This is a genomic window from Burkholderia sp. RS01 (assembly GCF_039748055.1).
Taxonomy (GTDB): Bacteria; Actinomycetota; Actinomycetes; order Actinomycetales; family Micrococcaceae; genus Arthrobacter.
Genome location: NZ_JBDLAK010000001.1, coordinates 356,320 through 381,479, shown reverse-complemented (window position 1 = coordinate 381,479; position 25,160 = coordinate 356,320). Strand labels below are relative to the sequence as shown.

25 protein-coding genes are annotated in these 25,160 nt (G+C 67.7%); 3 read left to right on the top strand and 22 right to left on the bottom strand.

Features of this window, described 5'->3' with window-relative positions; genetic code table 11:
* Positions 1-18: 18 nt before the first annotated feature.
* Both ABFP37_RS01735 and hflX read right to left on the bottom strand, forming a co-directional pair.
* Complete coding sequence (locus tag ABFP37_RS01735; RefSeq protein WP_347032543.1) at positions 19-2,076, bottom strand: ATP-dependent DNA helicase; 2,058 nt, start codon at positions 2,074-2,076, stop codon at positions 19-21.
* Positions 2,069-3,646 (bottom strand): GTPase HflX, encoded by a 1,578-nt coding sequence (hflX, locus tag ABFP37_RS01730; protein WP_078026450.1) that lies wholly within the window; start codon positions 3,644-3,646, stop codon positions 2,069-2,071. Before hflX ends, ABFP37_RS01735 begins: the two co-directional genes overlap by 8 nt.
* Before the next feature lie 374 nt (positions 3,647-4,020).
* Between hflX and ABFP37_RS01725 the strand changes: the two genes are divergently transcribed.
* The gene (locus tag ABFP37_RS01725; RefSeq protein ID WP_347032542.1) at positions 4,021-4,635 is read left to right on the top strand and encodes a methyltransferase; all 615 of its coding nucleotides are present in this window, start codon (positions 4,021-4,023) and stop codon (positions 4,633-4,635) included.
* On the opposite strand, the gene dapF is transcribed toward ABFP37_RS01725, so the two are convergent.
* From dapF to ABFP37_RS01695, 6 genes are all read right to left on the bottom strand, one after another.
* Positions 4,616-5,560, bottom strand: a complete 945-nt coding sequence (gene dapF / locus ABFP37_RS01720) for a diaminopimelate epimerase (protein WP_144275791.1) — start codon at positions 5,558-5,560, stop codon at positions 4,616-4,618. The genes ABFP37_RS01725 and dapF overlap by 20 nt on opposite strands.
* A gap of 45 nt (positions 5,561-5,605) precedes the next feature.
* Positions 5,606-6,523: a tRNA (adenosine(37)-N6)-dimethylallyltransferase MiaA gene (gene miaA, locus ABFP37_RS01715; protein WP_347032541.1), complete on the bottom strand. Its 918-nt coding sequence runs from the start codon at positions 6,521-6,523 to the stop codon at positions 5,606-5,608.
* Between the two features lie 25 nt (positions 6,524-6,548).
* Positions 6,549-8,099: a tRNA (N6-isopentenyl adenosine(37)-C2)-methylthiotransferase MiaB gene (gene miaB, locus ABFP37_RS01710; RefSeq protein ID WP_347032540.1), complete on the bottom strand. Its 1,551-nt coding sequence runs from the start codon at positions 8,097-8,099 to the stop codon at positions 6,549-6,551.
* A gap of 116 nt (positions 8,100-8,215) precedes the next feature.
* A complete protein-coding gene (locus ABFP37_RS01705) occupies positions 8,216-8,815 on the bottom strand; it encodes a regulatory protein RecX (RefSeq protein ID WP_347032539.1) in 600 nt (199 codons plus the stop codon).
* A complete protein-coding gene (recA, locus tag ABFP37_RS01700) occupies positions 8,802-9,857 on the bottom strand; it encodes a recombinase RecA (protein ID WP_056627843.1) in 1,056 nt (351 codons plus the stop codon). Before recA ends, ABFP37_RS01705 begins: the two co-directional genes overlap by 14 nt.
* A gap of 205 nt (positions 9,858-10,062) precedes the next feature.
* Complete coding sequence (locus tag ABFP37_RS01695) at positions 10,063-10,287, bottom strand: DUF3046 domain-containing protein (protein ID WP_078026446.1); 225 nt, start codon at positions 10,285-10,287, stop codon at positions 10,063-10,065.
* Between the two features lie 42 nt (positions 10,288-10,329).
* On the opposite strand from ABFP37_RS01695, the gene ABFP37_RS01690 reads away from it, so the two are divergent.
* Positions 10,330-10,839, top strand: coding sequence for a MarR family winged helix-turn-helix transcriptional regulator (locus ABFP37_RS01690; protein ID WP_078026445.1), 510 nt, complete (start codon positions 10,330-10,332; stop codon positions 10,837-10,839).
* Positions 10,840-10,943: 104 nt separating this feature from the next.
* Here ABFP37_RS01690 and ABFP37_RS01685 read toward each other — a convergent pair whose 3' ends face one another.
* From ABFP37_RS01685 to ABFP37_RS01650, 8 genes are all read right to left on the bottom strand, one after another.
* Positions 10,944-11,303 carry a helix-turn-helix transcriptional regulator gene (locus tag ABFP37_RS01685; protein ID WP_347032573.1) on the bottom strand — a complete coding sequence of 120 codons (360 nt, stop codon included), beginning with the start codon at positions 11,301-11,303 and terminating at the stop codon, positions 10,944-10,946.
* 230 nt (positions 11,304-11,533) lie between these two features.
* A complete protein-coding gene (locus ABFP37_RS01680) occupies positions 11,534-12,034 on the bottom strand; it encodes a CinA family protein (protein ID WP_347032538.1) in 501 nt (166 codons plus the stop codon).
* Positions 12,031-12,708 carry a CDP-diacylglycerol--glycerol-3-phosphate 3-phosphatidyltransferase gene (gene pgsA, locus ABFP37_RS01675; RefSeq protein WP_078026442.1) on the bottom strand — a complete coding sequence of 226 codons (678 nt, stop codon included), beginning with the start codon at positions 12,706-12,708 and terminating at the stop codon, positions 12,031-12,033. Before pgsA ends, ABFP37_RS01680 begins: the two co-directional genes overlap by 4 nt.
* A gap of 9 nt (positions 12,709-12,717) precedes the next feature.
* On the bottom strand, positions 12,718-15,633 hold the full coding sequence (locus tag ABFP37_RS01670) for a DNA translocase FtsK (RefSeq protein ID WP_347032537.1): 2,916 nt from the start codon (positions 15,631-15,633) through the stop codon (positions 12,718-12,720).
* A gap of 93 nt (positions 15,634-15,726) precedes the next feature.
* Positions 15,727-17,418: a ribonuclease J gene (locus tag ABFP37_RS01665; protein WP_078026440.1), complete on the bottom strand. Its 1,692-nt coding sequence runs from the start codon at positions 17,416-17,418 to the stop codon at positions 15,727-15,729.
* 42 nt (positions 17,419-17,460) lie between these two features.
* Positions 17,461-18,369 carry a 4-hydroxy-tetrahydrodipicolinate synthase gene (dapA, locus tag ABFP37_RS01660; protein WP_078026439.1) on the bottom strand — a complete coding sequence of 303 codons (909 nt, stop codon included), beginning with the start codon at positions 18,367-18,369 and terminating at the stop codon, positions 17,461-17,463.
* A gap of 110 nt (positions 18,370-18,479) precedes the next feature.
* Positions 18,480-19,265 (bottom strand): carbon-nitrogen hydrolase family protein, encoded by a 786-nt coding sequence (locus tag ABFP37_RS01655; RefSeq protein WP_347032536.1) that lies wholly within the window; start codon positions 19,263-19,265, stop codon positions 18,480-18,482.
* 9 nt (positions 19,266-19,274) lie between these two features.
* On the bottom strand, positions 19,275-19,637 hold the full coding sequence (locus ABFP37_RS01650) for a hypothetical protein (RefSeq protein ID WP_260680793.1): 363 nt from the start codon (positions 19,635-19,637) through the stop codon (positions 19,275-19,277).
* Between the two features lie 126 nt (positions 19,638-19,763).
* Here ABFP37_RS01650 and ABFP37_RS01645 point away from each other — a divergent pair, with 126 nt between their 5' ends.
* On the top strand, positions 19,764-20,999 hold the full coding sequence (locus ABFP37_RS01645; protein WP_347032535.1) for a heparan-alpha-glucosaminide N-acetyltransferase domain-containing protein: 1,236 nt from the start codon (positions 19,764-19,766) through the stop codon (positions 20,997-20,999).
* Between the two features lie 31 nt (positions 21,000-21,030).
* Here the strand turns inward: ABFP37_RS01645 and ABFP37_RS01640 are convergent, their stop codons facing one another.
* The 6 genes from ABFP37_RS01640 to glp form a co-directional block, all read right to left on the bottom strand.
* Positions 21,031-21,510 carry a hypothetical protein gene (locus tag ABFP37_RS01640; RefSeq protein ID WP_347032534.1) on the bottom strand — a complete coding sequence of 160 codons (480 nt, stop codon included), beginning with the start codon at positions 21,508-21,510 and terminating at the stop codon, positions 21,031-21,033.
* 5 nt (positions 21,511-21,515) lie between these two features.
* A complete protein-coding gene (gene dapB / locus ABFP37_RS01635) occupies positions 21,516-22,274 on the bottom strand; it encodes a 4-hydroxy-tetrahydrodipicolinate reductase (protein WP_347032533.1) in 759 nt (252 codons plus the stop codon).
* Positions 22,275-22,379: 105 nt separating this feature from the next.
* The gene (locus tag ABFP37_RS01630) at positions 22,380-22,871 is read right to left on the bottom strand and encodes a molybdenum cofactor biosynthesis protein MoaE (protein WP_347032532.1); all 492 of its coding nucleotides are present in this window, start codon (positions 22,869-22,871) and stop codon (positions 22,380-22,382) included.
* Positions 22,861-23,385: a MogA/MoaB family molybdenum cofactor biosynthesis protein gene (locus ABFP37_RS01625; RefSeq protein WP_347032531.1), complete on the bottom strand. Its 525-nt coding sequence runs from the start codon at positions 23,383-23,385 to the stop codon at positions 22,861-22,863. The genes ABFP37_RS01630 and ABFP37_RS01625 overlap by 11 nt, the downstream gene beginning before the upstream one ends.
* Complete coding sequence (moaC, locus tag ABFP37_RS01620) at positions 23,382-23,867, bottom strand: cyclic pyranopterin monophosphate synthase MoaC (RefSeq protein WP_347032530.1); 486 nt, start codon at positions 23,865-23,867, stop codon at positions 23,382-23,384. The genes ABFP37_RS01625 and moaC overlap by 4 nt, the downstream gene beginning before the upstream one ends.
* Positions 23,864-25,144, bottom strand: coding sequence for a gephyrin-like molybdotransferase Glp (gene glp / locus ABFP37_RS01615; RefSeq protein ID WP_347032529.1), 1,281 nt, complete (start codon positions 25,142-25,144; stop codon positions 23,864-23,866). Before glp ends, moaC begins: the two co-directional genes overlap by 4 nt.
* Between the last annotated feature and the right edge of the window lie 16 nt (positions 25,145-25,160).

Genomic DNA, 25,160 nt, shown 5'->3' with positions numbered 1-25,160 from the left:
CCCAGCTGGCCGTAAAGCCTAGGACCGCGCGCCGGCCAGCCTCTCCAGGGCAGCCACGGCAATCTTCCGGTCCGTCGTCGGCCAGAACGGCGGCAGTGCTGCGCGGAGGAAAGCGCCATACCGCTCGGTGGACAGCCTCGAATCCAGCACCGCCACCACGCCCTTGTCATCAGTGGACCTGATCAGCCGTCCCGCCCCCTGGGCCAGCCTGATCGCCGCGTGGGTGGCTGACACCGACATGAAGCCGTTGCCGCCGGCCTGGGCCACGGCCCGGGAGCGTGCGGTCATCAGCGGGTCGTCGGGCCGGGGGAACGGAATCCTGTCAATCACCACGAGCCGGCATGACCCGCCGGGCACGTCCACACCCTGCCACAGCGACATCGTTCCGAACAGGCACGTGTCCGGCTCATCGGCAAACTGCTTGACCAGGGCCGTCATGGTGGAATCGCCCTGGCACAGGACGCTGACATCCAGCCGGGGGCGCAGCGCCTCGGCGGCGTCCTCGGCGGCGCGCCGCGACGAGAAGAGGCACAGGGCTCCCCCGCCGGAGGCACGGATCAGCGACTCAAGTTCGTCGAGGGCCTCCGGCGAAGTTCCCCTGCCCGGCTTGGGCAGATGGCCGGCCACGTACAGGATGCCCTGCTTGGGATAGTCGAAGGGCGACCCTACATCCACACCGGTCCAGCTCGGAGCGCCCTCGCCCACGAGGCCAAGCCCGCCGGCAGCGGGTTCGAAGGCCGAGCCGATGGCAAGCGTGGCTGAGGTCAGCACCACGGTGTGGCCGGCGAAGAGGCCTTCCCGCAGCCGGCCCGCGACGCTGAGCGGAGCGATGTTGATGAGGGCGGGCGACGATTCGTCCGGCGCCGAGTAGCCCTGCTGCGGATCGAACGTGCTGTTCCGCGAGAACCACACCACTTCGCGGTTTTCACGCGCCGCCAGCAGCCGCTCGCACAGTTCCAGGATCACGAGGAGGCGGGAACGCGCGAGCTGCCGCCCGCCGTCGGGTGTGTTGTTGCTGTCCCCCTTGGAATCGGACAATGCTGCCCGGCAGGCCTCGCGGAGCTGGTCCACGCAGTCCAGCTGCTCGTCATTGAGTCCGTTCGGGAGCAGCCCGCTGGGCACCCCGGCCACGGCGAGTTCGAGGTTCGCGGCGGCCGTGTTGAGCGCATCAACGGTGATGCCGGTGTGTTTTCGCGCGCCTGAGGCAGCCGCGTGGACCATGGCCACCGACAGCTGCCCGGAGACGGCTCCGGTGACCCTGTCCTGGAGTTCGTGGGCTTCGTCCACCACCACGACGTCGTATTCGGGCAGGACGGCCAGGCCCTCAAAGGCGCTGACTGCGAGCATCGCGTGGTTGGTGACCACGACGTCGGCTTCGGCGGCGTTGTGCCGCGCGAGTTCGCTGAAACACTCGGCCGCCAGGGGGCACTTCTGCGCCCCGAGGCACTCCATGGAGGTGACCGAGACCTGCCGCCAGGCCCGGTCCGTCACGCCTGGGAGGAGTTCGTCGCGGTCCCCCGTGTCGGTCTTCTCGGCCCACTCACGGAGCCGGACCACTTCCTTGCCGAGCTGCGACGACGGCCCGCCCATGGCCGCGGCGAAATGCGGCACGCTGGTGTCCTCGCCTAAGGAGAAGAGCTGGCCTTCGGAGGCCTCTTCCGAGGGGAAGCCGCCCTCCAGCTTGTGCCGGCACACGTAGTTGGACCGGCCCTTGACGAGCGCGATCTTGACGGGCCTGTCCAGGGCGGGCGTGATGGTCTTGAGCAGCCGCGGCAGGTCCCGGCCCACGATCTGGGTCTGCAGTGCCAGGGTGGCCGTGGACACGAGGGTTGGTTTGTCGCTTTCCAGCGAGTGGGCAATCAGGGGGATCAGGTAGGCGAGTGACTTTCCGGTTCCCGTGCCTGCCTGGACCAGCAGGTGGTCCCCGGTTTCGATCGCCCTGGCCACCTGCCGGGCCATCTCATGCTGGCCGCTGCGGCTCTGGCCGCCCATGCCGGCCACGGCGCGGTCGAGCAGTTCGATGACGAACTGCTCGCCGGCCGTGGCATCGGCGTGGTCCGCCGCCCGCTCAGTCATTGCTGATGAAGGATTCCAGTTCAGCCGCGAGGCCTTCCCGGACCATGACCACGGCGCGGGTGCCGCCCTCTTCGTGATCCAGGCTCAGGATCTCCGCATCGGAGTCGTGGAGCTTGCTGATCAGGTCGCCACGGTGGTACGGGACGAGCAGCTCGAGCTTGACGCTCGGGCGCGGAATGGACTCGCTGATGGCCTTCAGGAGCTCCGGGATGCCCTGACCCGTGCGGGCGGACACCACCACGTGGCGCGGTTCGCGCTGCTTGAGCCGCTCCACGACAAACGGGTCCGCTGCGTCCGCCTTGTTGAGCACGATGATCTCGGGCACCTTGCGGGCGTCCACCTCGGCGAAAACGGCGCGCACAGCGGCGATCTGCCCCTCCGGATCGGGGTGGGAGACGTCCACCACGTGGAGGATCAGGTCCGAATCCGCGACTTCCTCAAGGGTGGAACGGAACGCCTCCACCAGTTGGGTGGGAAGCGAACGCACGAAGCCCACGGTGTCAGCCAGCGTGTAGCCGAGCCCGTCAGCGGTTTCGGCTTTGCGGACGGTGGGGTCCAGGGTGGCGAACAGGGCGTTCTCCACCAGGACTCCGGCATCCGTGAGCCGGTTCAGCAGGGACGACTTTCCGGCGTTGGTGTAGCCGGCGATCGCGACCGAAGGCACGGCATTGCGACGTCGGTTGGCACGTTTGGTCTCCCGGGCCGGCTTCATCGCGGCGATCTCGCGCCGCAGTTTGGCCATCCGCGTCCGGATCCGCCGCCGGTCCAGTTCGATCTTGGTTTCACCCGGACCACGCGATCCCATGCCGGCGCCGGCGCCGCCCACCTGGCCACCGGCCTGGCGGGACATGGACTCGCCCCAACCGCGGAGGCGAGGGAGGAGGTATTCCAGCTGGGCCAGTTCCACCTGGGCCTTGCCTTCGCGGCTCTTGGCGTGCTGGGCGAAGATGTCGAGGATGAGGGCCGTGCGGTCGATGACCTTGACCTTGACGATGTCTTCGAGTCCGCGCCGCTGCGACGGTGCCAGTTCCGCGTCCACCACGACGGTGTCCGCACCGGTAGACATCACGATGTCCTTGAGTTCCAAGGCCTTGCCGGAGCCGAGGAACGTGCCGGGATCCGGTTTGGCGCGCCGCTGGACCAGGCCGTCGAGGACCTCTGAGCCCGCGGTTTCCGCCAGCGCGGCAAGTTCACGCAGCGAGTTTTCGGCGTCCGCCAAGGTGCCTTCGGTCCAGAGCCCTGCCAGGACCACACGCTCCAGGCGAAGCTGCCGGTACTCGACTTCGGTGACGTCTTCGAGTTCGGTGGACAGCCCCGCGGTGCGGCGCAGTGCCCGGCGTTCCTCGAGGTCCTGCTGATCGCCGTCGAACAGGCTGTGTTCCTCATCGATCCCGGAAATCGCCTGGGCCTTGCCAAATACTGCCTTGCTGCCGGCTCCGCCGCCGTTTGCCGCCGAGGCATTCCTGGCCGGGACGTCCTTGGCGAGGATCCGGTCGATGACAGCTTGGATTTCCTCAGGACTCATGTCCTGGGCCGCCGGCTCGGATCCGGAGTTTTGCTGACTGGTCATGGTCTCCCTAAAAGGTTCTGCATCTTCAGAATAGTGCTGATTGCTGCCCTTGGGCGCGGTATTCGCGCTGGGCTGACGGCGAGGGGTCATGGAGAGGCTCCTATGAGGCCGTGGCGGACACGCCTGGGCCGGTAAATTGATCTGAGTGGGGTGCTGCGGCGCGCCGGGCGGAAGGTCAGTACCTGCATCGCTCCGGGAGGGGACGTCTGTGCCGGTGAGGCCGGGATGGCTGGCCGTTCGGAGAGGTCCGAAGGGGGCAGCTCAAGGCCGGCGAAGGGGGCCGACTACTCAAAGATCAAGAACATGCGTTCCAGACTAGCAGACCGTATGGTCCGGTTTCCCATCGGGCGGGCGGCCCACTAATCTGGCCAGTTATGGAGTCTGCCCACTATTTCAGCGCCTCGCCCGCGGGGCCCTTCACCCGCAAGCCCCTCACGGTTGAACTGGCGGGTGAAACGCGGAACCTGCAGACCTCCGCCGGAATCTTCAGCCCGGACGGCATCGACAAAGGCACGGCGGTCCTGCTGGCAGATGTTCCGGCACCGGCACCGCAGGGGAACCTGCTGGACATCGGCTGCGGATGGGGCCCGATTGCCCTGACCATGGCGCTGCGCGCTCCGCATGCACGGGTTTTCGCCGTTGACGTCAACGAGCGCTGCATCGCGCTGACGAACGGGAACGCCGCCTTGCTTGGCCTGGACAACGTCACGGCCAGCACGCCCGAAGCTGTTGATCCCGACCTGCGCTTCGACACGATCTGGTCCAACCCGCCGATCCGGATCGGCAAGGATGAACTGCATTCACTGCTTCTGCTGTGGCTGCCGCGGCTGGCCCCTGGCGGTTCCGCCTGGCTCGTGGTGCAGAAGAACCTGGGCTCGGATTCCCTTCAGCGCTGGCTGGTCGAGGTGCTCGACGACTCGTTCAGTGTGAGCCGGGAGAGTACATCGAAGTCGTTCCGGATCCTCCGGGTCAGGAAAGCGTCCCGGTAGCAACGATCGTTGCCGGGCCACTGAGCTCCACGTGCTCGCGGCCGTCGGCCACGGTGAAGAATTTAACCCCGACGACGCCGCCCGGCACCTTCACGTGCCAGGCGTCCGGTGCGCCCTGTCCGGCCCAGTGACGGATCGCCACCGCCGCAGCGCATGCTCCGGTTCCGCAGGACTGCGTTTCGCCGACGCCGCGCTCGTGGACGCGCATGGTCACCGTGCCGACGCCGTCATGGACCAGCGGCTCCGACGGTACGACGAACTCGACGTTGGTGCCGTGGGCGGGGGTGGGGTCAACGTGCGGTGCCGTGAAAAGCCGCATGCCCTCCAACTCAGCGAGTTCGGCCAGCGCGACCACCGTATGCGGGTTGCCCATGCTGACGGACAGCGCCGGGCGGGGCACTTCCAGGCCGTCGGCGCCGACCAGGGAATCCATGGCCCGCGCCGCCGCCTCAGCCGGGAAGATGAACTCCCACGGCCCCATATCGACGGCGTATCCGTTCCCCGTGCGGACAATGGTCTTGACGCCGCCGCGGGTGCCGATGGTCAGCGAACCGCCGGCCGGGAGCTCTGCCAGGCCTTCGGCGAGGAGGAAGTGCACGAACACGCGGACCCCGTTGCCGCACATCTCCGACAGTGAGCCGTCTCCGTTCCGGTAGTCCATGAACCATTCGGCGTCGGGGTGCGTGGCAAGAAGCTGCCGCCCTTCGTCGAGGAGCCGGGAAGGAACGGCCCGGATGAGCCCGTCGCCGCCGATGCCGCGGTGGCGGTCGCACAGTTCGGCCACCTGCTCGGGCGAGATGGCGTGCAGGCCCTCGGGGTCGGCGATGAGGACGAAGTCGTTGCCCGTTCCGTGGCCCTTGGAGAAGCGGAGTCCGCTCAGCCGCGCGGTGGCAGACTCGGCTGTTTCGGCAAGGGTTTCATCCATGCTTCAAGGTTACCTTCACGCCGCCACGGTCCGGAAAACGGGCTTTCAGGAACACAGCGCCGCAGCCTTGGCTGTCAGGTCCGGATCCTGCCAGCCAAGCCAGCCGATGCGCGGATCCGCACGGAGCCAGGTGAGCTGGCGGCGGGCGAACTGCCTCGTGGCCACGATGGTTTCCTCGGTGGCCTGGGTGAGGTCAGCCTCGCCGTCGAGCACCTTGAGGAACTGGGCGTAGCCCAGGGCGCGGGGAGCCGTCCTGCCGCGGCGCAGTCCGGCAGCGTCGAGCCGTTCAACCTCGGCCAGCAGTCCGCGCTCCACCATCCGGTGAACCCGTTCGGCCAGCCGTTCGCGGAGCACGTCCCGGTCAACCTCCAGGCCGATCTGCACGGCCGGCCGGACGTACTCGCGGGTGGGCATGAAGGAGCTGAACGGCCGCCCTGTGAGCTCGAAGACCTCCAGCGCACGAATGATGCGGCGGCTGTCACCGAGCCGCCCGGCGGACACCGGGTCGACGGCGCGCAGTCGTTCCAGCAGGGGGTCCGTCCCGGCCGCGGCGTGTTCCTGCTCGAGCCGGCCGCGTATGTCCGGGTCGGTCCCCGGGAAATCGAGGACGTCGAGCGCTGCACGGACGTACAGGCCGGATCCACCTGCCAGGATGGCCCGCTTTCCGCGGCTGTGGATGTCGGCGACGGCTGCCCTGGCCAGCCGCTGGAAGTCGGAGACAGACGCTTCCTGGGTGACGTCGAGGATGTCCAGCAGGTGGTGCGGGACTCCCCTGCGCTCGGCATCGGTGATCTTGGCCGTTCCGATGTCCATGCCCCGGTAGAACTGCATGGCATCGGCGTTGATGACTTCGCCGTCCAGCGCCAGGGCGAGTTCGACGGCGAGGTCGGACTTTCCCGAGCCCGTGGGCCCGACGACGGCGATGACGGGCGGCTGCTCCGGACTGGCCGGGTGGTCACTCACGGCTGGGGAACCTTCGCCCACGCTGTTAGCGGGTCCGGACCGGAAGGGACGGCATGCCTAGCGATACCCCGGTTTTCCCCGCTGTGCCGGGGGCTCCCGGTGCCGGGGCGCCGCAGGAGTCAGCCTGTGCCCTGTCCCAGGCGTCGCCGGCGCGCGAACGCCGGAGGACGTAGTCGTCGGGCGTCGCCGGGTCCGCGACCAGGTGGAATGCCGCCGCTTCCGTCACGGTGACCGTCACGACGTCGCCCGGGCGCGGCGCCGGGGCACCTTCCGGGATGGAGAAATGCACGAGCCGCGAGTCCTGCGAGCGGCCCGACAACCGGTGGGTTTCCTCCGCCTTGCGGCCGGACTGGGCGGTGACCATGACCTCGACGCGGCGTCCGAGCTGCTTCGCGTTCTCCTCGGCGGCGATGCGGTCCTGCAGGGCGGTGAGCCGTTCGAAGCGTTCCTGCACCACGGCTTTGGGCAGCTGGTCCGGCAGGTCGGCGGCCGGCGTGCCGGGACGCTTGGAGTACTGGAAGGTGAAGGCCGTGGCGAACCGTGACTTTTCGACGACGTCCAGGGTGGCCTGGAAATCTTCTTCCGTCTCGCCGGGGAAGCCGACGATGATGTCGGTCGAGATCGCGGCGTGCGGAATCTTCTCCCGGACCTTGTCCAGGATTCCGAGGAACTTCGCGGAACGGTAGGACCGCTTCATGTCGCGGAGGACCTTGTCGGAGCCCGACTGGAGCGGCATGTGCAGCTGGGGCATGACGTTCCCGGTCTCGGCCATGGCGTCAATGACGTCGTCAGTGAACGCTGCCGGGTGTGGGCTCGTGAAGCGGACCCTTTCCAGGCCCGGGATCTCACCGCAGGCGCGGAGCAGTTTGGAGAACGCCTGGCGGTCGCCGAATTCCACGCCGTACGAATTGACGTTCTGGCCAAGCAGTGTCACTTCGATGGCGCCGTCATCCACCAGCGCCTGGACCTCGGCGAGGATGTCTCCGGGCCGGCGGTCCTTCTCCTTGCCCCGCAGGGCCGGGACGATGCAGAACGTGCAGGTGTTGTTGCACCCCACGGAGATGGACACCCAGCCCGAATAGACGGAGTCGCGCTTGGTGGGCAGGGTGGACGGAAAGACGTCCAGCGACTCGAGGATCTCGAGCTGCGCTTCGTTGTTGTGGCGTGCCCGGTCGAGGAGTGCCGGCAAGGCGCCCACGTTGTGCGTCCCGAAGACGGCATCCACCCACGGCGCCTTTTTCAGGATGGTTTCTCGGTCCTTCTGGGCGAGGCAGCCGCCCACGGCGATCTGCATCCCGGGGTTGGCTTCCTTGATGGGCGCCAGCATGCCCAGGTTGCCGTACAGCTTGTTGTCCGCATTTTCCCGGACGGCGCAGGTGTTGAACACCACGACGTCGGCCTGGGCACCGTCCGCCGGAACGTAACCGGCAGCCTCCAGCATCCCTGCCATCCGCTCGGAATCGTGAACGTTCATCTGGCAGCCGAACGTCCGCACCTGGTAAGTGCGGGGCGCGGCGGAGGCGTCGGTTGCTGCTGGAACGGTGCCGGATGCGGGGGAAGGGTAGGTCAGACTCACCCGTTAAGCGTACCGGCTGCGCCCAACTCCCCGTCGCCCCGGCCACCGGGCGGCCAAAGTGCCCGACGCCGTGTCGGCACGAAGCCGGGCCGCCCAGGTCTCAGCGTATTAGTGCCTTAGCTGCCGGATGCGGCGTCGAGCACTTCACCCACGATGCGGAAGGCCTGCGACGGCTGGTACCCCTTGCGTGCAAGCATGGACGCCAGCCGGCGGGTGACCTTGTCCCGCTCGGCACGGTCCGACAGGTCAGTTCCCGGCCGGAGGCGGCGTTCCACCAGTTGGCGGGCCGCCGTTTCCTCGTCGGCGTCGCTGAGCTGTTCCAGGGCAGACGCCGCAGCGTCCCCGTCGATGCCTTTTTCCGCCAGCTCCCGCCGGAGGGCACCTTTGGCCAGTTTCCGGGTCTGCGAGCGGCTCCGCACCCACATCTCGGCGAACTCCGCGTCGTCGACCAACCTGACTTCTTCGAAGCGGTCCAGGACTGCCGCGGCGACGTCCTCGGGCACGTTGCGCTCCGCCAGCTTGCGCTCGAGCTGCAGCCTGCTCTTGGGCGAACTGGTCAGCTGCCGGAGCACGATAGCGCGCGCCACAGCCGCCGGGTCAGGCTCCCGGTCCCCCGCGAACCTGTCCTCGGCGGACGAGGACGGCGGGACTGGATCCTGGCCGGCGGACGCGGCGCGGCGCTTGCTGCCGGAACGCTTGCTGCTAGAACCCGTCAACGGCCTTCAGCTTCGGCGAGGCCGCGGCGTCAGCGGCTGCGGGGGCCACCCCGACGCCCAGCTTTTCCTTGATGAGCCGTTCCAGCTCCGCAGCCAGTTCAGGGTTGTCGCGCAGGAAGCGGCGGGAGTTTTCCATGCCCTGGCCGAGCTGATCACCGTCGTAGGTGAACCAGGACCCCGACTTCTTGATGATGCCGTGCTCGACGCCCATGTCGATGATGCCGCCCTCGCGGGAGATGCCCTGGCCGTAGATGATGTCGAACTCGGCGATCTTGAAGGGCGGGGCCATCTTGTTCTTGACGATCTTGGCCTTGGTCCGGTTGCCGACCGAGTCGGCGCCTTCCTTCAGCGTCTGGATCCGGCGGACGTCGATCCGGATGGAGGCGTAGAACTTCAGCGCCTTACCGCCGGTGGTGGTTTCCGGCGAGCCGAAGAAGACACCGATCTTTTCGCGGAGCTGGTTGATGAAGATGGCGGTGGTCTTGGTCTGGCTCAGCCGTCCGGTGATCTTTCGCAGCGCCTGGCTCATGAGGCGTGCCTGCAGACCAACGTGGCTATCTCCCATGTCGCCCTCGATTTCCGCACGCGGCACCAGCGCAGCCACGGAGTCGATGACAATGACGTCAAGGGAGCCGGAGCCGATCAGCATGTCCATGATTTCCAGTGCCTGCTCACCGGTGTCCGGCTGGGAAACCAGCAGGGCGTCGGTGTCAACGCCAAGCTTGGCCGCGTACTCGGGGTCGAGGGCGTGCTCGGCGTCGATGAAGGCGGCGATGCCGCCCTGCCGCTGCGCGTTCGCCACGGCGTGCAGGGCGACGGTGGTCTTACCGGACGATTCCGGTCCATAGATCTCAACGATCCGGCCGCGCGGCAGTCCGCCAATTCCCAAGGCGACGTCCAGGGCAATGGAGCCGGTCGGGATGACCTCAATCGGGGCCCGGACTTCATCGCCCAGCCGCATGACGGAGCCTTTGCCGAACTGCTTGTCAATCTGGGCAAGCGCTGCTTCGAGCGCCTTTTCACGATCCGGGGCTGCCGCCATGGTTCACACCTCTAATGCTTTCTCGCTGTGGAGTGGCCTGTGCGGCCTGTTTCTGTCATCACTGACGCTATCCCCGCCCTCTGACATTGTTGCCGGACGGGCGTGCGTATGTGGATAACCTGCTCGAAAAAAGCATAGCCGCACCCGAACAGATATTCGAACAATCTGTCGGCGTGTCAGGGCTCTTCAGGCAGGCGGGCGCCTGTCAGTTCCTGCTGGGCTTGATGTCGCGGCCCAGGCGGCGCTCCGCGGGGACGTCCTGGACGTCGCAGACGGCGAGCCACACATCGCGGGGGCTGACGCCGGCGGCGAGAGCCTGCTCCGCCGTCCGGCTGCCGACGCCGGCGAGGACCAGAGAACCACCGAGCACGCGCGAGTAGCCTGCGCCGAATTCGTCGTCCATAAGCCGCCAGAAATCACTAATTCTCACGACATAGAGTCTCTCACGGGCGCGGACCTTAGAATGGTTGCCATGAGCAACCCAGCCGACGCCCCCGGAGTCTCTGCCCCCTCCGAGGACACCCTCGATGCCGCGCTAAAGACCGTGGAGCATCAGATCAGCATTTTCTGGCGGCGCGCCCGGTCCGTCTCTCAGCAGCTGTCACGCCAGGTGCACCCGGACATGGAGCCCGCGGCCTACGGCCTGTTGACGGTGATCCGCAAAGAGGGCCCTATCCGCCTGACGGAGCTGGCATCCTGCATCGGAGTGGGCAAGCCATCGGTCAGCCGGCAGATTGCCTTCCTGGAAAGCATCGGCCTCGTAGTCAAGGAAGCGGACCCGCTGGACGGCCGTGCCCAGACCATCAGGCTCACGGCGCACGGTGAAGAGAAAATGCACCAGGTGCAGGACGCCAGGCGGGAGGTTTTCCGCGAGAGGCTGGGCGAATGGCCCGTGGAGGACCTTGAGGCGCTGGCCTCCTACATGGCCAAGCTCAACGCCACGTACGAACGCGACGGGTTCCCCAAGGACGGGACCCCCTAGGACGCCGGGCGGCCCTGGCGCGGCACTGGCGGCACGACTGGCATGGCACGACGAAGGCCTCCGGCATGTGCCGGAGGCCTGGCGTCTATATTCCGTGGAGCTGGTTACCGGGCGCCCGAGAGCAGCCCCGTGGCCAGTTCGTCAGACAGTTCAGTATTGAGTTCGCGGTCAAGGTCGCGGCCGTAACGCTGCGAGAATTCCTGCGGGACGGTGTCCGGAACGGCAACACCTTCGGCCACGGCGACGCGGTCGCTGACCTCTCGGAGCATGCTGGACAACGGAACGTCGAGGGCCGAGCAGATCGAAGACAGCAGCTCCGAAGAGGCTTCCTTCTGGCCGCGCTCCACTTCACTGAGGTAGCCGAGGGAAACCCTGGCACTGTGTGAAACTTCGCGGAGGGTCCGGCCCTGACGCTGGCGAACGTCGCGCAGAACATCACCGATTTCGTGACGAAGTACTACCATCTTGCGCTCCTTCTGTTCGCTCTTTGCCTGATCGGCGAGGCCCACATCCTTCCAGCGGACAACGCCGTTTACGGATACGGGCTGCTTTACCATCTGTATCGCCTTGCTCCCTCGTTAGTCCGGTTCGCGTGAAGCGAACCGCTGTTGGTCTTTTCATCCTAGGCGCCTCCCTAATGCGGGGGCGACACAAAATAACAACTATTCGGATTCGCTTTTTGTTCCCGGCAACCTTACTCCCGGTAGCTTAGCGACGCTAGGGCCTCCTGCAGTCGCTCCAGGGCGGCCGCGCAGGCCAGGGCCCGGATCTCTGCCCGGGTGCCCTCGAAGCTGTACGGAAACGACGTCGAGCCCTGGGCCGTGGCGACCCCGATGAACACTGTTCCCACCGCCTTGCCGTCGTGCTCGTCCGGCCCCGCGACTCCCGTGGTGGACACTCCAAGGTCGGCACCGCAGGTGCGTCGGGCGCCGTCGGCCATCGCTGCCGCCACTGCGCCGTCAACGGAACCGAGGGAGTCCAGCAGCGCCTGCGGAACGCCAAGGACGTCCCGTTTGACGGAGTTCTGGTAGGAAACAACGCCGCCCTGCAGCATGGCCGATGCGCCGGGCGTGTCTGCCAGCATCGCCGTGACCATGCCGGCCGTGAGCGATTCTGCGGTGGCAACGGTGATTCCCCGTTGCACGGCGGCGGCGACAGCCTCGCCGGCGATCCGGTGCAGGTTGGTCATGGTCATCCCTCCTGGGTTTCCGGTTTCCGGTGCTCCTGGTGTTCCTGGTTTTGGCGTTCCTCGGCCCGCCGGCGCAGCCCCTGGGTCCGTACCTTCATCGCTTCAATGACGTACTCGGCGCCGGTCCACACGGTGATCCCCACGGCGACAAGCATGACGGCGAAGGCCACCCAGACCAGCCACGGCGCGAGGCCGGAGAGCGGGAGGAGGTAGAGGAAAATGGCCGCGGTCTGGACTACGGTCTTCAGTTTGCCGCCGCGGGACGCCGGGATCACGCCGTAACGGATCACGAAGAACCTCAGGGCGGTGATGCCCCATTCGCGGACCAGGATGAGCACCGTAATCCACCAGGGCAGCTCGTTCAGGACGGAGAGCATGACCAGGGCGGAGCCGATTAGGAGCTTGTCGGCAATCGGATCGGCGATCTTTCCGAAGTCGGTGACCAGTCCCCTGCTCCGGGCAATGTCGCCGTCGAGCTTGTCCGTGTAGATGGCGACGGCGAACGCCGCCACGGCGGCCCAGCGCCAGGGCCCGGACTCGCTGTGCTGGCCGGGGGCATCGGCGATAAGGAACCAGACGAAGAACGGCACCAGCACGATGCGGAGCATGGTGAGGATGTTGGGAAGATTCCAGATCCCGGAGCTGTTGGAGCCGGCCGCGGTCGCTTCGGTGCTAGTCACCCTTCTAGGCTACCGTCCGGTGAGGGACCAGGCGTCTTCGGAACCGTCCTCGTCGTCGCCGGAGCTGCCGTCCGCGCCGTCGTAGTACTCCACGTTCTGGGTGCGGTTGTCCAGGCCGGCGGCAACGAGGTCCTCGGCGTATCCGCCCTGGGCGATGTTGGCGTTGGCGTTGTCACTGAGCGCTGCGGTTTGGGAATCGGGCATCGCCGGGGATTCCTGCCCCTTCATGGCGGCCAGAACGGTGGCGAGGTCGTCCGGCTTGACCAGCACGTCGCGCGCCTTGGATCCTTCGGAGGGCCCCACGACTCCCCTGGACTCGAGGAGGTCCATGAGGCGGCCGGCCTTGGCGAACCCGACGCGGAGCTTGCGTTGGAGCATCGACGTCGAGCCGAACTGCGTGGTGACCACCAGTTCCGTGGCCTGCAGCAGCACCTCGAGGTCGTCTCCGATGTCGTCGTCGATCTGCTTTTTCTGCGCTTCCGGGGCGACGTCGTCACGGTAGACCGCCTTGAGCTGGCCCTTGACGTGTTCCACCACCTTGTGGATTTCGGACTCGGTGACCCAGGCGCCCTGGACGCGCATGGCCTTGGAGGCGCCCATCGGCAGGAACAGGGCGTCGCCCTGGCCGATCAGCTTTTCCGCTCCCGGCTGGTCCAGGACCACGCGGGAGTCCGTGACCGAGGACGTGGCGAACGCCATGCGGGACGGCACGTTGGCCTTGATCAGGCCGGTGACGACGTCCACGGAGGGGCGCTGGGTGGCCAGGACCAGGTGGATGCCGGCGGCGCGGGCCAGCTGGGTGATGCGGACGATGGAATCCTCGACGTCGCGGGGCGCCACCATCATGAGGTCGGCGAGCTCGTCCACGATCACCAGCAGGTACGGGTAGGGGCGGATGACGCGCTTGGAGTCGACCGGCGGGTGGACCTTGCCGGCGCGGACGGCCTTGTTGAAGTCATCGATGTGCTTGAACCCGTAGTTGGCGAGGTCGTCGTAGCGGGCGTCCATCTCGCGGACCACCCACTGCAGCGCCTCGGCGGCCTTCTTGGGGTTGGTGATGATGGGCGTGATCAGGTGCGGGACGCCTTCGTACGCCGTGAGTTCCACGCGCTTGGGGTCCACCATGACCATGCGGACCTCGTCCGGGGTGGCACGCATCAGGATGGACGTGATCATCGAGTTCACGAAGGACGACTTGCCGGCACCGGTGGCGCCGGCCACGAGCAGGTGGGGCATTTTGGCGAGGTTTGCCACGACGTAGCCGCCCTCGACGTCCTTGCCGACGCCCATCACCATGGGGTGGTCGGTGCGACGGGCGTTCTGGCTGCGGAGGACGTCGCCGAGCGAGACGGTTTCGCGGTCCGTGTTGGGGATCTCGATGCCGATGGCGGACTTGCCCGGGATGGGGCTCAGGATGCGGACGTCGCTCGAGGCGACGGCGTAGGAGATGTTCTTGGACAGGGCCGTGACGCGTTCCACCTTGGTGCCCGGTGACAGCTCGATCTCGTAGCGGGTCACTGTGGGGCCCCGGCTGAAGCCGGTCACCTGGGCGTCAACGTTGAACTGCGTCAGCGTCTCGGTCAGGGAGGCAACGATGGCGTCGTTGGCTTCCGTGCGCTCCTTCGGGATGGATCCCGGCGTCAGGACGTCCGACGACGGCAGGGTGTACGTGACGTCGCCGGCCAGCGACAGCTGCTCGGTGCGCTGCGGAATCGGTGTGGGCGGCGGCGCGGGGGCGACGGGACGCGACGGGACCTGGGCGGCCGCCGCACCGGCTGCCGGGTTCAACGAACCGGCGGCGACCATTCCGGGAGTGACGAGCGGGATGGCCTCGGTGGCGTTTTCGCCCGCCTCTCCGGCAGTGCTGCCCAGTCCCTGGGCTGCCTTGATCTTCTCGACGGCGATTTCGGCCTGCGTGGGGCGGCGCACGCCGGGCGCCACGGCGCTGGCGCCCTTCGCGCCCTTCGTGCCCTTGGCGGGGCCGGGTTCGGCGTCATCGTCGATGACGGCATGTTCGAAGGCTTCGTCTCCGACGTATCCCTCGAGCCGGGCGTCGGCGTCGTCGTTCTTGCCGAAAAGCCGTTTCCGCTTCTTTTTCGGCTCGGCCGGGGCGCTGTCGTAGAGGTAGCTGCGGTCGTGGCCGCCGCCGTCGTCCCCGTCGTCCTGAAGGTCGATGCCCATCAGGTGCTCGTAGGCGCCGCGCAGGCGCCGGGGAATGGCACCGAAGGGGGTGGCCGTGATGATGAGCAGCGAGACAAAGGCCAGCAAGGCGTACAGGACCACCGGCACCGCCGCATGAATGGCCACGAGCGGCGTGGCCGCCAGGAAGCCCAGCATGCCGCCGGCCTGACGCAGTCCGTCAAAGCCGTCGCTCACGGTCGGCTGGCCGCCGACGATGTGGGCAAGCCCGCACCCCGCGAACGTCATGATGAGGAAGCCGATGCCCACGCGGTTGTTGCCCCGGCCGTCGGCCGGCTGGCGGAACAGCCTGAAGGCGCAGACCGATAGCATCAGCGGCAGCACGAGCGACATCCAGCCGAACGTCCCGTTGACCACCGCGTAGACGGCGTCCGGGAACCAGCCCCGGAGGCCCCACCAGGCAAAGGTGGCGATGAAGACCGCCAGCGCCAGGTTGAACAGCGCGGCACCGTCGCGGCGGTCCTCTGGGGCGAGGTCGCTCACGTCGTGGCCGATTCTCCGCACTCCCCCGCCCACCAGGTGCCCGATGCCGAGCCACGCGCCGCCGACCACCCGCAGCAGCCAGGGCTGCCGGGCTTCGACGGCGGGCATCTGCCGCGTACGGCCAGAGCCGGCCGACGCTCCCGCCCGGCCGGATCTGGCCGCGGCGGAACCGGAGCGGCTCGCGGACGTGCCTGCTTTGCCGCCGGAAGTACGTTTTGGCGCGGGGGAAGTACGTGTGGCCATATGTGCCACGGTACTCCACCCGGGCCCCGGATCCGCGGATTTACGGGCTTTCGGGGCTGTGTTCGCCAGCGCGGCCGGCGCCGCGACGGCCGCCTAGGCTTCCAGGACCACCGGAATGATCATCGGCTTGCGGCGGAGCTTACGGTTGACCCAGGTTCCGACCACGCGGCGGACAACCTGCTGTAACTGGTGGGTGGTGTGGTCCGTGCGGTTGAGGACGGCTTCCTCCAGCGCAGCATTGATCCGAGGGATGATGTCGTCGAAAACCGAATCGTCTTCCGCGACGCCGCGGGCGTGGATTTCCGGCCCCGAGACCACCTTGCCGGTGGCGCGGTTGATGACCGTGATGATGGAAATGAAGCCTTCATCGCCCAGGACACGGCGGTCTTTGAGGTCCGCGTCCGTGATTTCGCCCACGCTGGAGCCGTCAACGTAGACGAAGCCGACCTCAACCTGGCCCACCACGTCAGCCTGGTGGTCCCTGAGGTCAATCACGGTGCCGTTGTCCGCCAGCAGGATGCTCGCCTCCGGCACGCCCGATTCCTCGGCGATTTTTCCGTTGGCGATGAGGTGGCGGGTCTCGCCGTGCACGGGCATGGCGTTGAGCGGCTCAAGGATGTTGTAGCAATACAGCAGCTCTCCGGCCGCGGCATGGCCGGACACGTGGACCTTGGCGTTGCCCTTGTGAATGACGTCCGCACCCAGCTTCAGCAGCCCGTTGATGATGCGGAAGACGGCGTTCTCGTTGCCCGGGATAAGGCTAGAAGCCAGAATGACGGTGTCGCCCTCGCCGACCACCACCGGGTGGTCACCGTTGGCCATGCGGGACAGCGCGGCCATCGGCTCGCCCTGGGAACCGGTGGACATCAGCACCACGCGGTTGTCCGGCAGGTTCCCGATGTTCTTCACGTCCACCAGGATGCCGTCCGGCACGTCCAGGTAGCCAAGCTTCGCGGCGATGGCCATGTTGCGGACCATGGACCGGCCCACGAAGGCGACCTTTCGGTTGTGCTTGCCCGCGGCGTCAAGGACCTGCTGCACACGGTGCACGTGGGACGAGAAGGAGGCCACAATGATGCGCTTGCTGGCCTGCCCGAAGAGCCGGTCCAGGGTGGGGCCGATTTCCTTTTCCGCGGTGGTGAACCCGGGGACGTCGGCGTTGGTGGAGTCCGACATGAACAGGTCCACGCCCTCTTCGCCGAGGCGGGCGAAGTGGCGGAGGTCCGTAATCCTGCCATCCAGCGGCAACTGGTCCATCTTGAAGTCACCGGTGTGCAGGACGGTTCCGCCCGCGGTGCGCAGGAAGACGGCGAGGGCATCGGGAATCGAGTGGTTGACGGCCACGAACTCGCATTCGAAGGGGCCGAACTTCTCCACTTGACCCTCGACCACCGTGAGGGTGTACGGCTTGATCCGGTGTTCCTGCAGCTTTGCCTCGATGAGGGCGAGCGTCAGCTGCGATCCCACCAGCGGGATGTCGTTGCGGAGCCGGAGCAGGTACGGCACAGCGCCGATGTGGTCCTCGTGGCCGTGGGTCAGGACGACGGCGACAATGTCATCCAGCCGGTTCTCGATGTAGGAGAAATCGGGCAGGATCAGGTCGACGCCCGGCTGCGTTTCCTCGGGGAAGAGGACGCCGCAGTCGACGATGAGCAGCTTGCCGTCGATTTCGAACACAGCCATGTTGCGGCCGATCTCGCCGAGCCCGCCGAGCGGAACGATCCGCAGGGTGCCTTGGGGAAGACGGGGAGGCGTGACGAGGCCGGGTAGGGCTACTTGGGTCATAATGCACTTCTTTCCAGGCGGAAGAGTGCCGGTCTCAGTCCGTCAGGAAAAGACCAGCCCTCCCTCCGCCAAGTCCTCGCGGATGATTTCGATCTCAGCTTCGTCCGGCTCCACGAGGGGCAAACGGACAACCGAGTTGGGCAGGACTCCCTGCCATTTAAGAATTTGTTTGGCCGCAACGGCTCCCTGGATACGGGTCATGGTTGCGCGCACCACGGGCTCAAGTTCGAAGTTGATCTTGCGGGCGGTGCCGAGGTCGTTCGCATTGACGGCGTCGATGAGTTCCCGGAAGCGGCGGGTGGCAACGTGGGTGGTCACGCCCACGAGTCCCACGGCGCCCAGGGCCATCCAGGGAAGGGTCAGGCCGTCGTCGCCGGAGTAGAAGAGAAGGTCGGTCTCGGCCATGACACGCGTTGCAGCGGCGAAATCGGCCTTGGCGTCCTTGACGGCAACGATATTCGGGTGCTGCGCGAGGCGGATCATGGTCTCGGGCGCGATCGCGATGGAGGAGCGGCCCGGGATGTCGTAGAGCATGACGGGCACGTCCGTTGACGACGCGATGGTCTCAAAGTGCGCGCGGACGCCGGCCTGGCTGGGCTTGTTGTAGTACGGCGTGACGAGCAGGAGCCCGTCGACACCGAGCGCAGCCGCCTGCTGGGAAAGGTGCACGGAGTGGGCTGTGTCGTTGGTCCCGGTGCCGGCGATAATGCTGGCCCGTCCGCCGACCGCTTCCTTGACGGCGCGGAACATTCCGAGGTTTTCCTCGTCCTTGAGGGTGGAGGTTTCCCCCGTGGTTCCGGTGACCACCAGGCCGTCGCAGCCGTCGTCGACGAGCTTGCTGGCCAGCTCCGCAGCCTGCTGGTAGTCCACTTTGCCATCCTTGGTGAAGGGCGTGACCATAGCGGTCAAGAGCGTACCAAGAGCAGGAATGTGCGCGGAAGTGTCAGCCATGGGAAAAACGTTACCCTGTCACCTGCAGGTTAGGACAATGGCCGGTGCGTGATGATCGTCAAATTCGGGAAAACAGCGGATCTGCGGCCGTGCCGCCAGCTCGGCTGCCGTTACCGATCGTGCCGTAGCCGTTCTTGCCGGTACCGATCGAGGGGGCCGCGCCGCAGCACGGCGGTGACCACTTCCGTTCCGGTCCCGGAGGCATGCTGCATGGGCAGGCCGTCCGGGCCCCAGAAGCCGCTCAGGCCACAGGACGGACCCAGGGGTGTCCGGCCGCCCAGGTTGGCCAGCACCGTGTAGGTCCGGTTGTCCATGGCCCGCGCCCCCAGGTGCAGCCCCAGGCGGTGCCCTTCCCCCTCCGTGTAGAGGGCAGATACGGCGTAAACGTCGGCGCCGGCGTCCGCGGCCGTGCCCGAGTGGCCGGGGTGGGCTGCGTCGAAGCAAATGGCCAGGGCAATCTTCCAGCCGTCGACGTCCAGGACAGCCGGGCCCGGCCCGGCGGCAAACAGGGACTCCTCGTCCCCGTGGAGGTGTGTCTTGAAGCCGACATCGGCGTCGCCGTTCGGGTGGAGTGCCAGGGCAGCCAGCCGTGGCGTGCCATCCGCTTCACGATACGCCGCACCGACCACCGCGGTGTTCCCTGTCCGCCGGCAGATTTCCCGAACGGGATCGAGGCGGACGTCGCCAGGCACCAGCCACTGGTCCCCGCCCGGACGATCCCCGTCCCGGAGAAGGGGCAGGTTGTATCCGGTGAGCGAGAGTTCGGGGAAAAGCACCAGCCTGGCACCGTGCGAATCGGCATCCTCGATGAGGCGCACGTGCTCCGGCGCGTTGACGGCAATGCCGCCCTCCAGGGCCTGGTACTGGACGGCGGATACGGTCAGCGCTGAGGTCACGCCTCCATCCTAGGCAGGGTCCGTCCCCGCGCAGTAGCGTTCCACAGCCGCCTCCCGCAGGGACTCCGCCCAGCTGGCGAGGCGCTGGGCGGCGCGGACGTAGTGGAACAGCTCCGTGGGCGTCAGCGCATCCAGGTCGGTTTCGGACAGCCGGCGCGCCAGCTCCGCCCCGGGAACCTGTGCCGACAGCGCGATTCCCTGGCTGCTCCACTGCAGGTCCTCGGCAGGCTCGCCGGCGACCAGTTGCCGGAACAGGTAGTCCACCACGCCGGGGCTCATCGCCTTCAGTGGCCCTGCCGTGCTGCGTGCAGCCGGTTTGTCCGCGCGGTTGTCCGAGCCGCGCTCTGACATATGCCTCGATGAGTTGTTCATGCTGACGATGCTATTCGAACATATATTCGAATACAAGGCCTGCTTCCATCCACGCCGCGTCGGAGCCACGCAGGACGGCAGGCCGTGAGGGAACGGCGCCATATCCGGATGTGAGACGATCGCTTCATGACCTCGCGGAGCACGGCTGCACAGTCCGGAACCAAGAAAGGCGCAGCAGTCAGCACCCGGCTTGCGGGAATAGACGCCGCGCGTGGCCTCGCCCTCCTCGGAATGATGGCCACCCACCTGCTGCCGACGTTCGAATCCGACGCCGCGCTGACCCCGACCTGGATCGGACTGACCTTCTCCGGGCGGGCCGCAGCCCTCTTCGCCGTCCTGGCAGGCATCGGACTGGCCCTTTCCACCGGCAAGCAGAGGCCCCTCGAGGGCAGCGCCCTCTCTGCGGCACGGCGGGGCATCGCCCTGCGCGCCCTGGTGATTGCCGTCGTCGGGCTCGCCCTAGGTGGACTGGACGTCAATGTGGCAGTGATCCTGGTCCACTACGCCGCCCTCTTCCTGTGCATCCTGCCGTTTATCGGGCTACGGCTGAAGGCACTCTGCGCCTGGGCCGCAGGCTGGATCCTGGCATCCCCGGTGATCGCTTTCCTGCTCCGGCCCTGGCTCATGGCCGCGGATCCGCCGCTGCAGCTGAACCACAACCCCGGCTGGGAGGATCTGTCCACGCCGGGCCAACTGCTGGGCGACCTGTTCCTGACGGGCTACTACCCGGTGTTCCAGTGGATTGCGTATCTGCTGGTGGGGCTCATCCTCGGCCGCCTGGCGTTGTCGGCGGCGGTGGTACCGGTGCTGCTACTGGCCGGCGGCACCGCGGTGGCCGCCTTCGCGAAGGTCCTGGGCACGGCAGCCATGGAGGAATGGGGCGGCAGGCCCGCACTGCAGGCGCTCCTCACCGACCCCAACTACCCGCTGGACAGCCTCCTGCAGGTCAATCTCGCCGGCGTCCGGCAGGAGGGTTCATGGTGGTGGCTGGCCGGCAGCGCACCCCACTCCGGAACCACGCTGGACCTGCTGCACACGAGCGGCGCGGCGGCCGCCGTCGTCGGACTCTGCCTGCTGATTGGCCGGCTCGGGCAATGGCTGGATCTGGACCTGCTGCTTCCGTTGCGCGGCGCCGGGGCCATGACGCTGACGCTGTACACGGCCCACGTTTGCGTAGTGGCGTCGTTCCACCTCAAGCCCCTCCCGGCCGGGTGGACCGAGGACGGGATGTACGTCGCCCATGCCGCCTTGGCGGTGCTGATCGGGATGGTCTTCGCCGTCCTGAAGTGGCGCGGCCCGCTGGAATGGCTGGGGCATGCCGCCAATCAGGTGGGACGGCACCAGCCGGCGCGGATCCGGTGACCTCCGGGCTGCCGCGTCCCCGCTTGCCCCATTAGGGCGCCTTGGAGGCCTGGAACATCCGCACGGCGTCCCGCATGGAGGAACGGGCGCGCTTGCGGTCACCGGCGGCGTCGTAGGCGCAGCTGAGCCTGAACCATGACCGCCAGTCGTCCGGGGCAGCTTCGGCTTCCGCACGGTACTTCTCGAATTCCTGGTCCGCCGCGGCACGGACAATCCGTCCGGCGGGTGTGCGGGGAAGGTTGTCCACCGGCAGGCCGCCTTCGGCTTCAAGCACGCGGGCCATCTGTTCGGTGCGGGCGCCGAACAGCAGTTCACGGATCAGCGCCCACGCGCCGATGCCCGGCAGAACAAGGTACGCCGCCCCGATGGCCTTGGCCACGGGTTCAGCATCCGTGAGCAGGAGCACCGAGCGCTGAAAGGACACCACCAGGTAGAAGACCAGCAGGAGGGTGACCGCGCCCACCCAGATTTTGGTGCGGTTCTTTTTCAGCGGGCCGAGGAGTGTTTTCACGGTACTTACAGCCCCAGGTCCAGGTAGCCGTCCAGGCCCACGGTCAGTCCGGGGTGGTTCGCGACGTTCCGGATCCCCAGGAGGACGCCGGGCATGAACGACGCCCGCTCAAACGAGTCATGCCGCAGGGTCAGCTGCTCCCCCGGGCCGCCGAGGAGGACCTCCTGATGTGCAACGAGGCCGCGGAGCCGCACGCTGTGCACACGGACTCCGTCCACGTCGCAGCCGCGGGCGCCGGCAAGTTCGCTGGTGGTGGCATCCGGGCTTGGCCCGACGCCGGCCGCTGCGCGTTCCGCCGCGACCAGTTGGGCGGTCCGGACGGCCGTGCCGGAGGGCGCATCGACCTTGTCAGGGTGGTGGAGCTCGATGATTTCCACGGATTCAAAGTACTTGGAAGCCTTGGCGGCGAACGCCGAGGCCAGGACGGAACCGAGGGCAAAGTTTGGCGCGATCAGCACGCCGACGTCCGGACGGCCTGCCAGCAGGTCGCCGAGCTCCTGCAGCTTTCCGGTGTCCCAGCCGGTGGTGCCCACGACCGCATGCATGCCGTTCTCGACGGCGAAACGGACGTTCTCCCGGGTGCTCTCCGGAACGGTGAGATCCACCACGAACCTGGCACCGGCGCTGAGCAAAGTGTCCAGGGAGTCGCCCCGTCCCAAGGCTGCGACGAGCTTCATGTCGGGGGCGGCCTCTACCGCTTTGACGGCCTCGGCGCCCATGCGCCCGTTCGCGCCCAGGACGGCGACAGCGAGTTGTTCGGTCATGGATTCAACACTACCTTTCGCCCGCCCGGCGAAAGGAACCGGGCGCCATGCGTTACCTCACGTGCGGCCGGCGGGCAGGCCCCGAACCAAAACCGGGCCCGGTACCTACGCCCCGGCCCCGACCCACTCGACGGTGCCGTCGCTGAAGAACTGTTCCTTCCAGATGGGGACCTGTGCCTTGATGCGGTCCACGAGTTCGGAGCACACGGCGAAGGCCTGCCCGCGGTGTGCCGCCGACACCGCGCAGACCAGGGCCGGTTCGCCGATTTCCAGGGAGCCCACACGGTGTGCTGCCCAGATCCGGACCGGCGGCGTGGAGGCGCCGGCACCTTCGTGCTCGGCCACCAGCTGCGCCACGACGTCGGCCATCACCTGGTGCGCCGTCGGATGCGCGCTGTAACTGAGCCGGTCAACCGGCTTGCCGCCGTCGTGGTTCCGCACCACGCCGCTGAAGCTGACCACCGCGCCTGCGGTGTCCGACTCCACGGCCGCGATGGCCTGGTCCACGGAGATGGGCTCGGCGCTCAGCACCGCATGCACTACTTCGAATGCCGGCCCCGTGAATGATGGCCCCGTCAGGAATGGTTCAGTGCCCATGTCCGCCCTCCAACTGGTCGCACAGGTGCCCGATCACCGGATCCAGCACGGACAGTCCGTCCATGACGCCCTTCGGTGATCCGGGCAGATTAACGATGAATGTCCGGCCGGCCGCGCCGGCATGCCCGCGGCTGAGCATGGCATGGGGAGTTTTGGCGATCCCGGCCTGCCGGATGCCCTCCATGATGCCGGGGATCTCGCGGTCCAGCAGCGGCAGCGTCATCTCCGGCGTCCGGTCATCGGGACTCAGCCCGGTGCCGCCGCTGGTGATGACGACGGCGGGCTGCTGGGTCAGGAGGGCGCGGATCGCGGCTCCCACCGGCTCGCCGTCGGGCACCACCATTGCCGGAAAGGGCTCAAAGCCGTGTTCGGTGAGCCAGTCGATGATGACCGGGCCGGTCTCGTCCCGGTAGATTCCGGCCGCGGCCCGCGTCGAGGCAATGACGACGCCGGCCTTCCGGCCCTGCACCTCACCGTGGACGTGGGGCGTTGAATTGGTTGCAGCGCTGCTCACAGTGCCCAGTCCCCGCTCTTGCCGCCGCTTTTGGCGAGCACCTTGATGTCCGTCAGGACGGCATGCTTGTCCACGGCCTTGATCATGTCGTACACGCTCAACGCCGCGACGGAGGCGGCGGTCAGGGCTTCCAATTCGACGCCGGTGACTCCCCTGGTCTTCACTGTGGCAAGGATGTCCACGGCATCTGCTCCCAGTTCGAAGTCGACCGTGACCTTCGAAATCGGCAGCGGGTGGCACAGCGGAATGAGTTCGGGGGTTTTCTTGGCCGCCATGATTCCGGCGACCCTCGCGACGGCCAGGGCGTCGCCCTTGGGCAGGCCGCCGGAGCCCAGCAGCGCCAGGACCTCCGGGGTGCTCCGGACCGTTGCGGTGGCCGTGGCCTCGCGGGTGGTCTCCGGTTTTCCCGAGACGTCCACCATCTGGGCCGTCCCGTCACGGCGGAGGTGCGTCAGCGCGGCGTTGTCATTTTCTGCAGTCACAGCATCCATACTTCCACTTCGGCGCCCTCGGCGAGTGCGCCGACGCCATCGGGCACATGGACCAGGGCATTTGACTGCGCGAGGGCACGGACCAGGTGGGAGCTTTCGCCGCCCTCCAGCCGCACGGTTCCGTCCGGCAGCAGGTTCCCGCGCCGGACCTGGTGCTTGCCCGCCGGGGACGTCAGCGGCTGCGCGAGCCGGGCGCGGACCGCGGGCCTCGGCGCCGGCGACCCGAACAGTCCGCTGAGGACGGGACGAAGGAACATCTCGAAGGAGACGAGGCAACTGACCGGGTTCCCCGGGAACCCGAGGAGGGGGACGCCGTCGAACATTCCGAGTCCCTGCGGGCCGCCAGGCTGCATGGCCACGTGCTGGAATGCCACGTCCTGGCCGTCCATGGCCTGCCGGACCACCTCGTAGGCGCCCTTGCTGACTCCGCCGGTGGTGACAATGAGGTCCACGGACGCCGTGTGGCTGCGCAACAGGCTGCGCAGCTCCGCCGGGTTGTCGGTGGCGATGCCCGCCCGGACCACGGCCAGCCCCGCCTGCCGCAGCGCGGTTTCCAGCAGCGTGCCGTTGGCGTCGTAGACCTTGCCGTCCGCCAGCGGTTCGCCGGGTTCCACCACCTCATCGCCCGTGGTCACGAGGAGAACGGTCAGCGGACGGTGGACCAGGACGTCCGCCAGCCCCAGGGCGGCCAGCAGCCCCAGCTGCCCGGGTCCCAGGAAAGTGCTGGCAGCCAGGGCGCGTTCGCCCGCCTCGATATCGCTTCCGGCGTCGCGGATGAACGTCCCGGCCGCCGCCGGGGGCAGCCACACTGTGGCTGCTTCGCCGGGGGCAGGGAACGCGGCTGGAACCGCCCGCTCGACGGGTACGACGGCGTCTGCCCCGGCGGGGACCATGGCCCCCGTCATGATCGGGGCCGCCGTGCCCGGTTCAAGGGCTGCCGGGCTGGCGCCCGCCGGAACGGGAGCAACCACGCGCAGTTCCGCGCCGGCGTCGGGCACGTCCGCGGAGCGGATGGCGAAGCCGTCCATCTGGGAGTTTGCAAACGGAGGCAGGCTCAGCGGCGCCGTGACGGTCTCGGCCAGCCCGCGGCCCAACGCCTGGGCAAGGGGAAGCCGCTGGCTGCGGCCGGCTGCGAGCGGCGCCAGGAGCTCCCGGACCGCCTGCCGGTGCTCGGCCACGCTCCGGGGCGCGTGAGAGGTCCCGTGCGCGTGGGGTGCTTGGGGGGCGGACGTGGTGGCAGTGGCGTGCGGCTGCGGGTGGCTGTGCATGGTCCTGCCTTCGATG

What these genes read in the sequence shown, in the direction of transcription:
- ABFP37_RS01735 (WP_347032543.1), bottom strand. Translation starts at nt 2,076, where the DNA reads ATGACTGAGCGGGCGGCGGACCACGCCGATGCCACGGCCGGCGAGCAG.
- hflX (WP_078026450.1), bottom strand. Translation starts at nt 3,646, where the DNA reads ATGACCAGTCAGCAAAACTCCGGATCCGAGCCGGCGGCCCAGGACATG.
- ABFP37_RS01725 (WP_347032542.1), top strand. Translation starts at nt 4,021, where the DNA reads ATGGAGTCTGCCCACTATTTCAGCGCCTCGCCCGCGGGGCCCTTCACC.
- dapF (WP_144275791.1), bottom strand. Translation starts at nt 5,560, where the DNA reads ATGGATGAAACCCTTGCCGAAACAGCCGAGTCTGCCACCGCGCGGCTG.
- recA (WP_056627843.1), bottom strand. Translation starts at nt 9,857, where the DNA reads ATGGCGGCAGCCCCGGATCGTGAAAAGGCGCTCGAAGCAGCGCTTGCC.
- ABFP37_RS01690 (WP_078026445.1), top strand. Translation starts at nt 10,330, where the DNA reads ATGAGCAACCCAGCCGACGCCCCCGGAGTCTCTGCCCCCTCCGAGGAC.
- ABFP37_RS01685 (WP_347032573.1), bottom strand. Translation starts at nt 11,303, where the DNA reads ATGGTAGTACTTCGTCACGAAATCGGTGATGTTCTGCGCGACGTTCGC.
- ABFP37_RS01680 (WP_347032538.1), bottom strand. Translation starts at nt 12,034, where the DNA reads ATGACCATGACCAACCTGCACCGGATCGCCGGCGAGGCTGTCGCCGCC.
- ABFP37_RS01670 (WP_347032537.1), bottom strand. Translation starts at nt 15,633, where the DNA reads ATGGCCACACGTACTTCCCCCGCGCCAAAACGTACTTCCGGCGGCAAA.
- ABFP37_RS01665 (WP_078026440.1), bottom strand. Translation starts at nt 17,418, where the DNA reads ATGACCCAAGTAGCCCTACCCGGCCTCGTCACGCCTCCCCGTCTTCCC.
- dapA (WP_078026439.1), bottom strand. Translation starts at nt 18,369, where the DNA reads ATGGCTGACACTTCCGCGCACATTCCTGCTCTTGGTACGCTCTTGACC.
- ABFP37_RS01650 (WP_260680793.1), bottom strand. Translation starts at nt 19,637, where the DNA reads ATGAACAACTCATCGAGGCATATGTCAGAGCGCGGCTCGGACAACCGC.
- ABFP37_RS01645 (WP_347032535.1), top strand. Translation starts at nt 19,764, where the DNA reads ATGACCTCGCGGAGCACGGCTGCACAGTCCGGAACCAAGAAAGGCGCA.
- dapB (WP_347032533.1), bottom strand. Translation starts at nt 22,274, where the DNA reads ATGACCGAACAACTCGCTGTCGCCGTCCTGGGCGCGAACGGGCGCATG.
- ABFP37_RS01630 (WP_347032532.1), bottom strand. Translation starts at nt 22,871, where the DNA reads ATGGGCACTGAACCATTCCTGACGGGGCCATCATTCACGGGGCCGGCA.
- glp (WP_347032529.1), bottom strand. Translation starts at nt 25,144, where the DNA reads ATGCACAGCCACCCGCAGCCGCACGCCACTGCCACCACGTCCGCCCCC.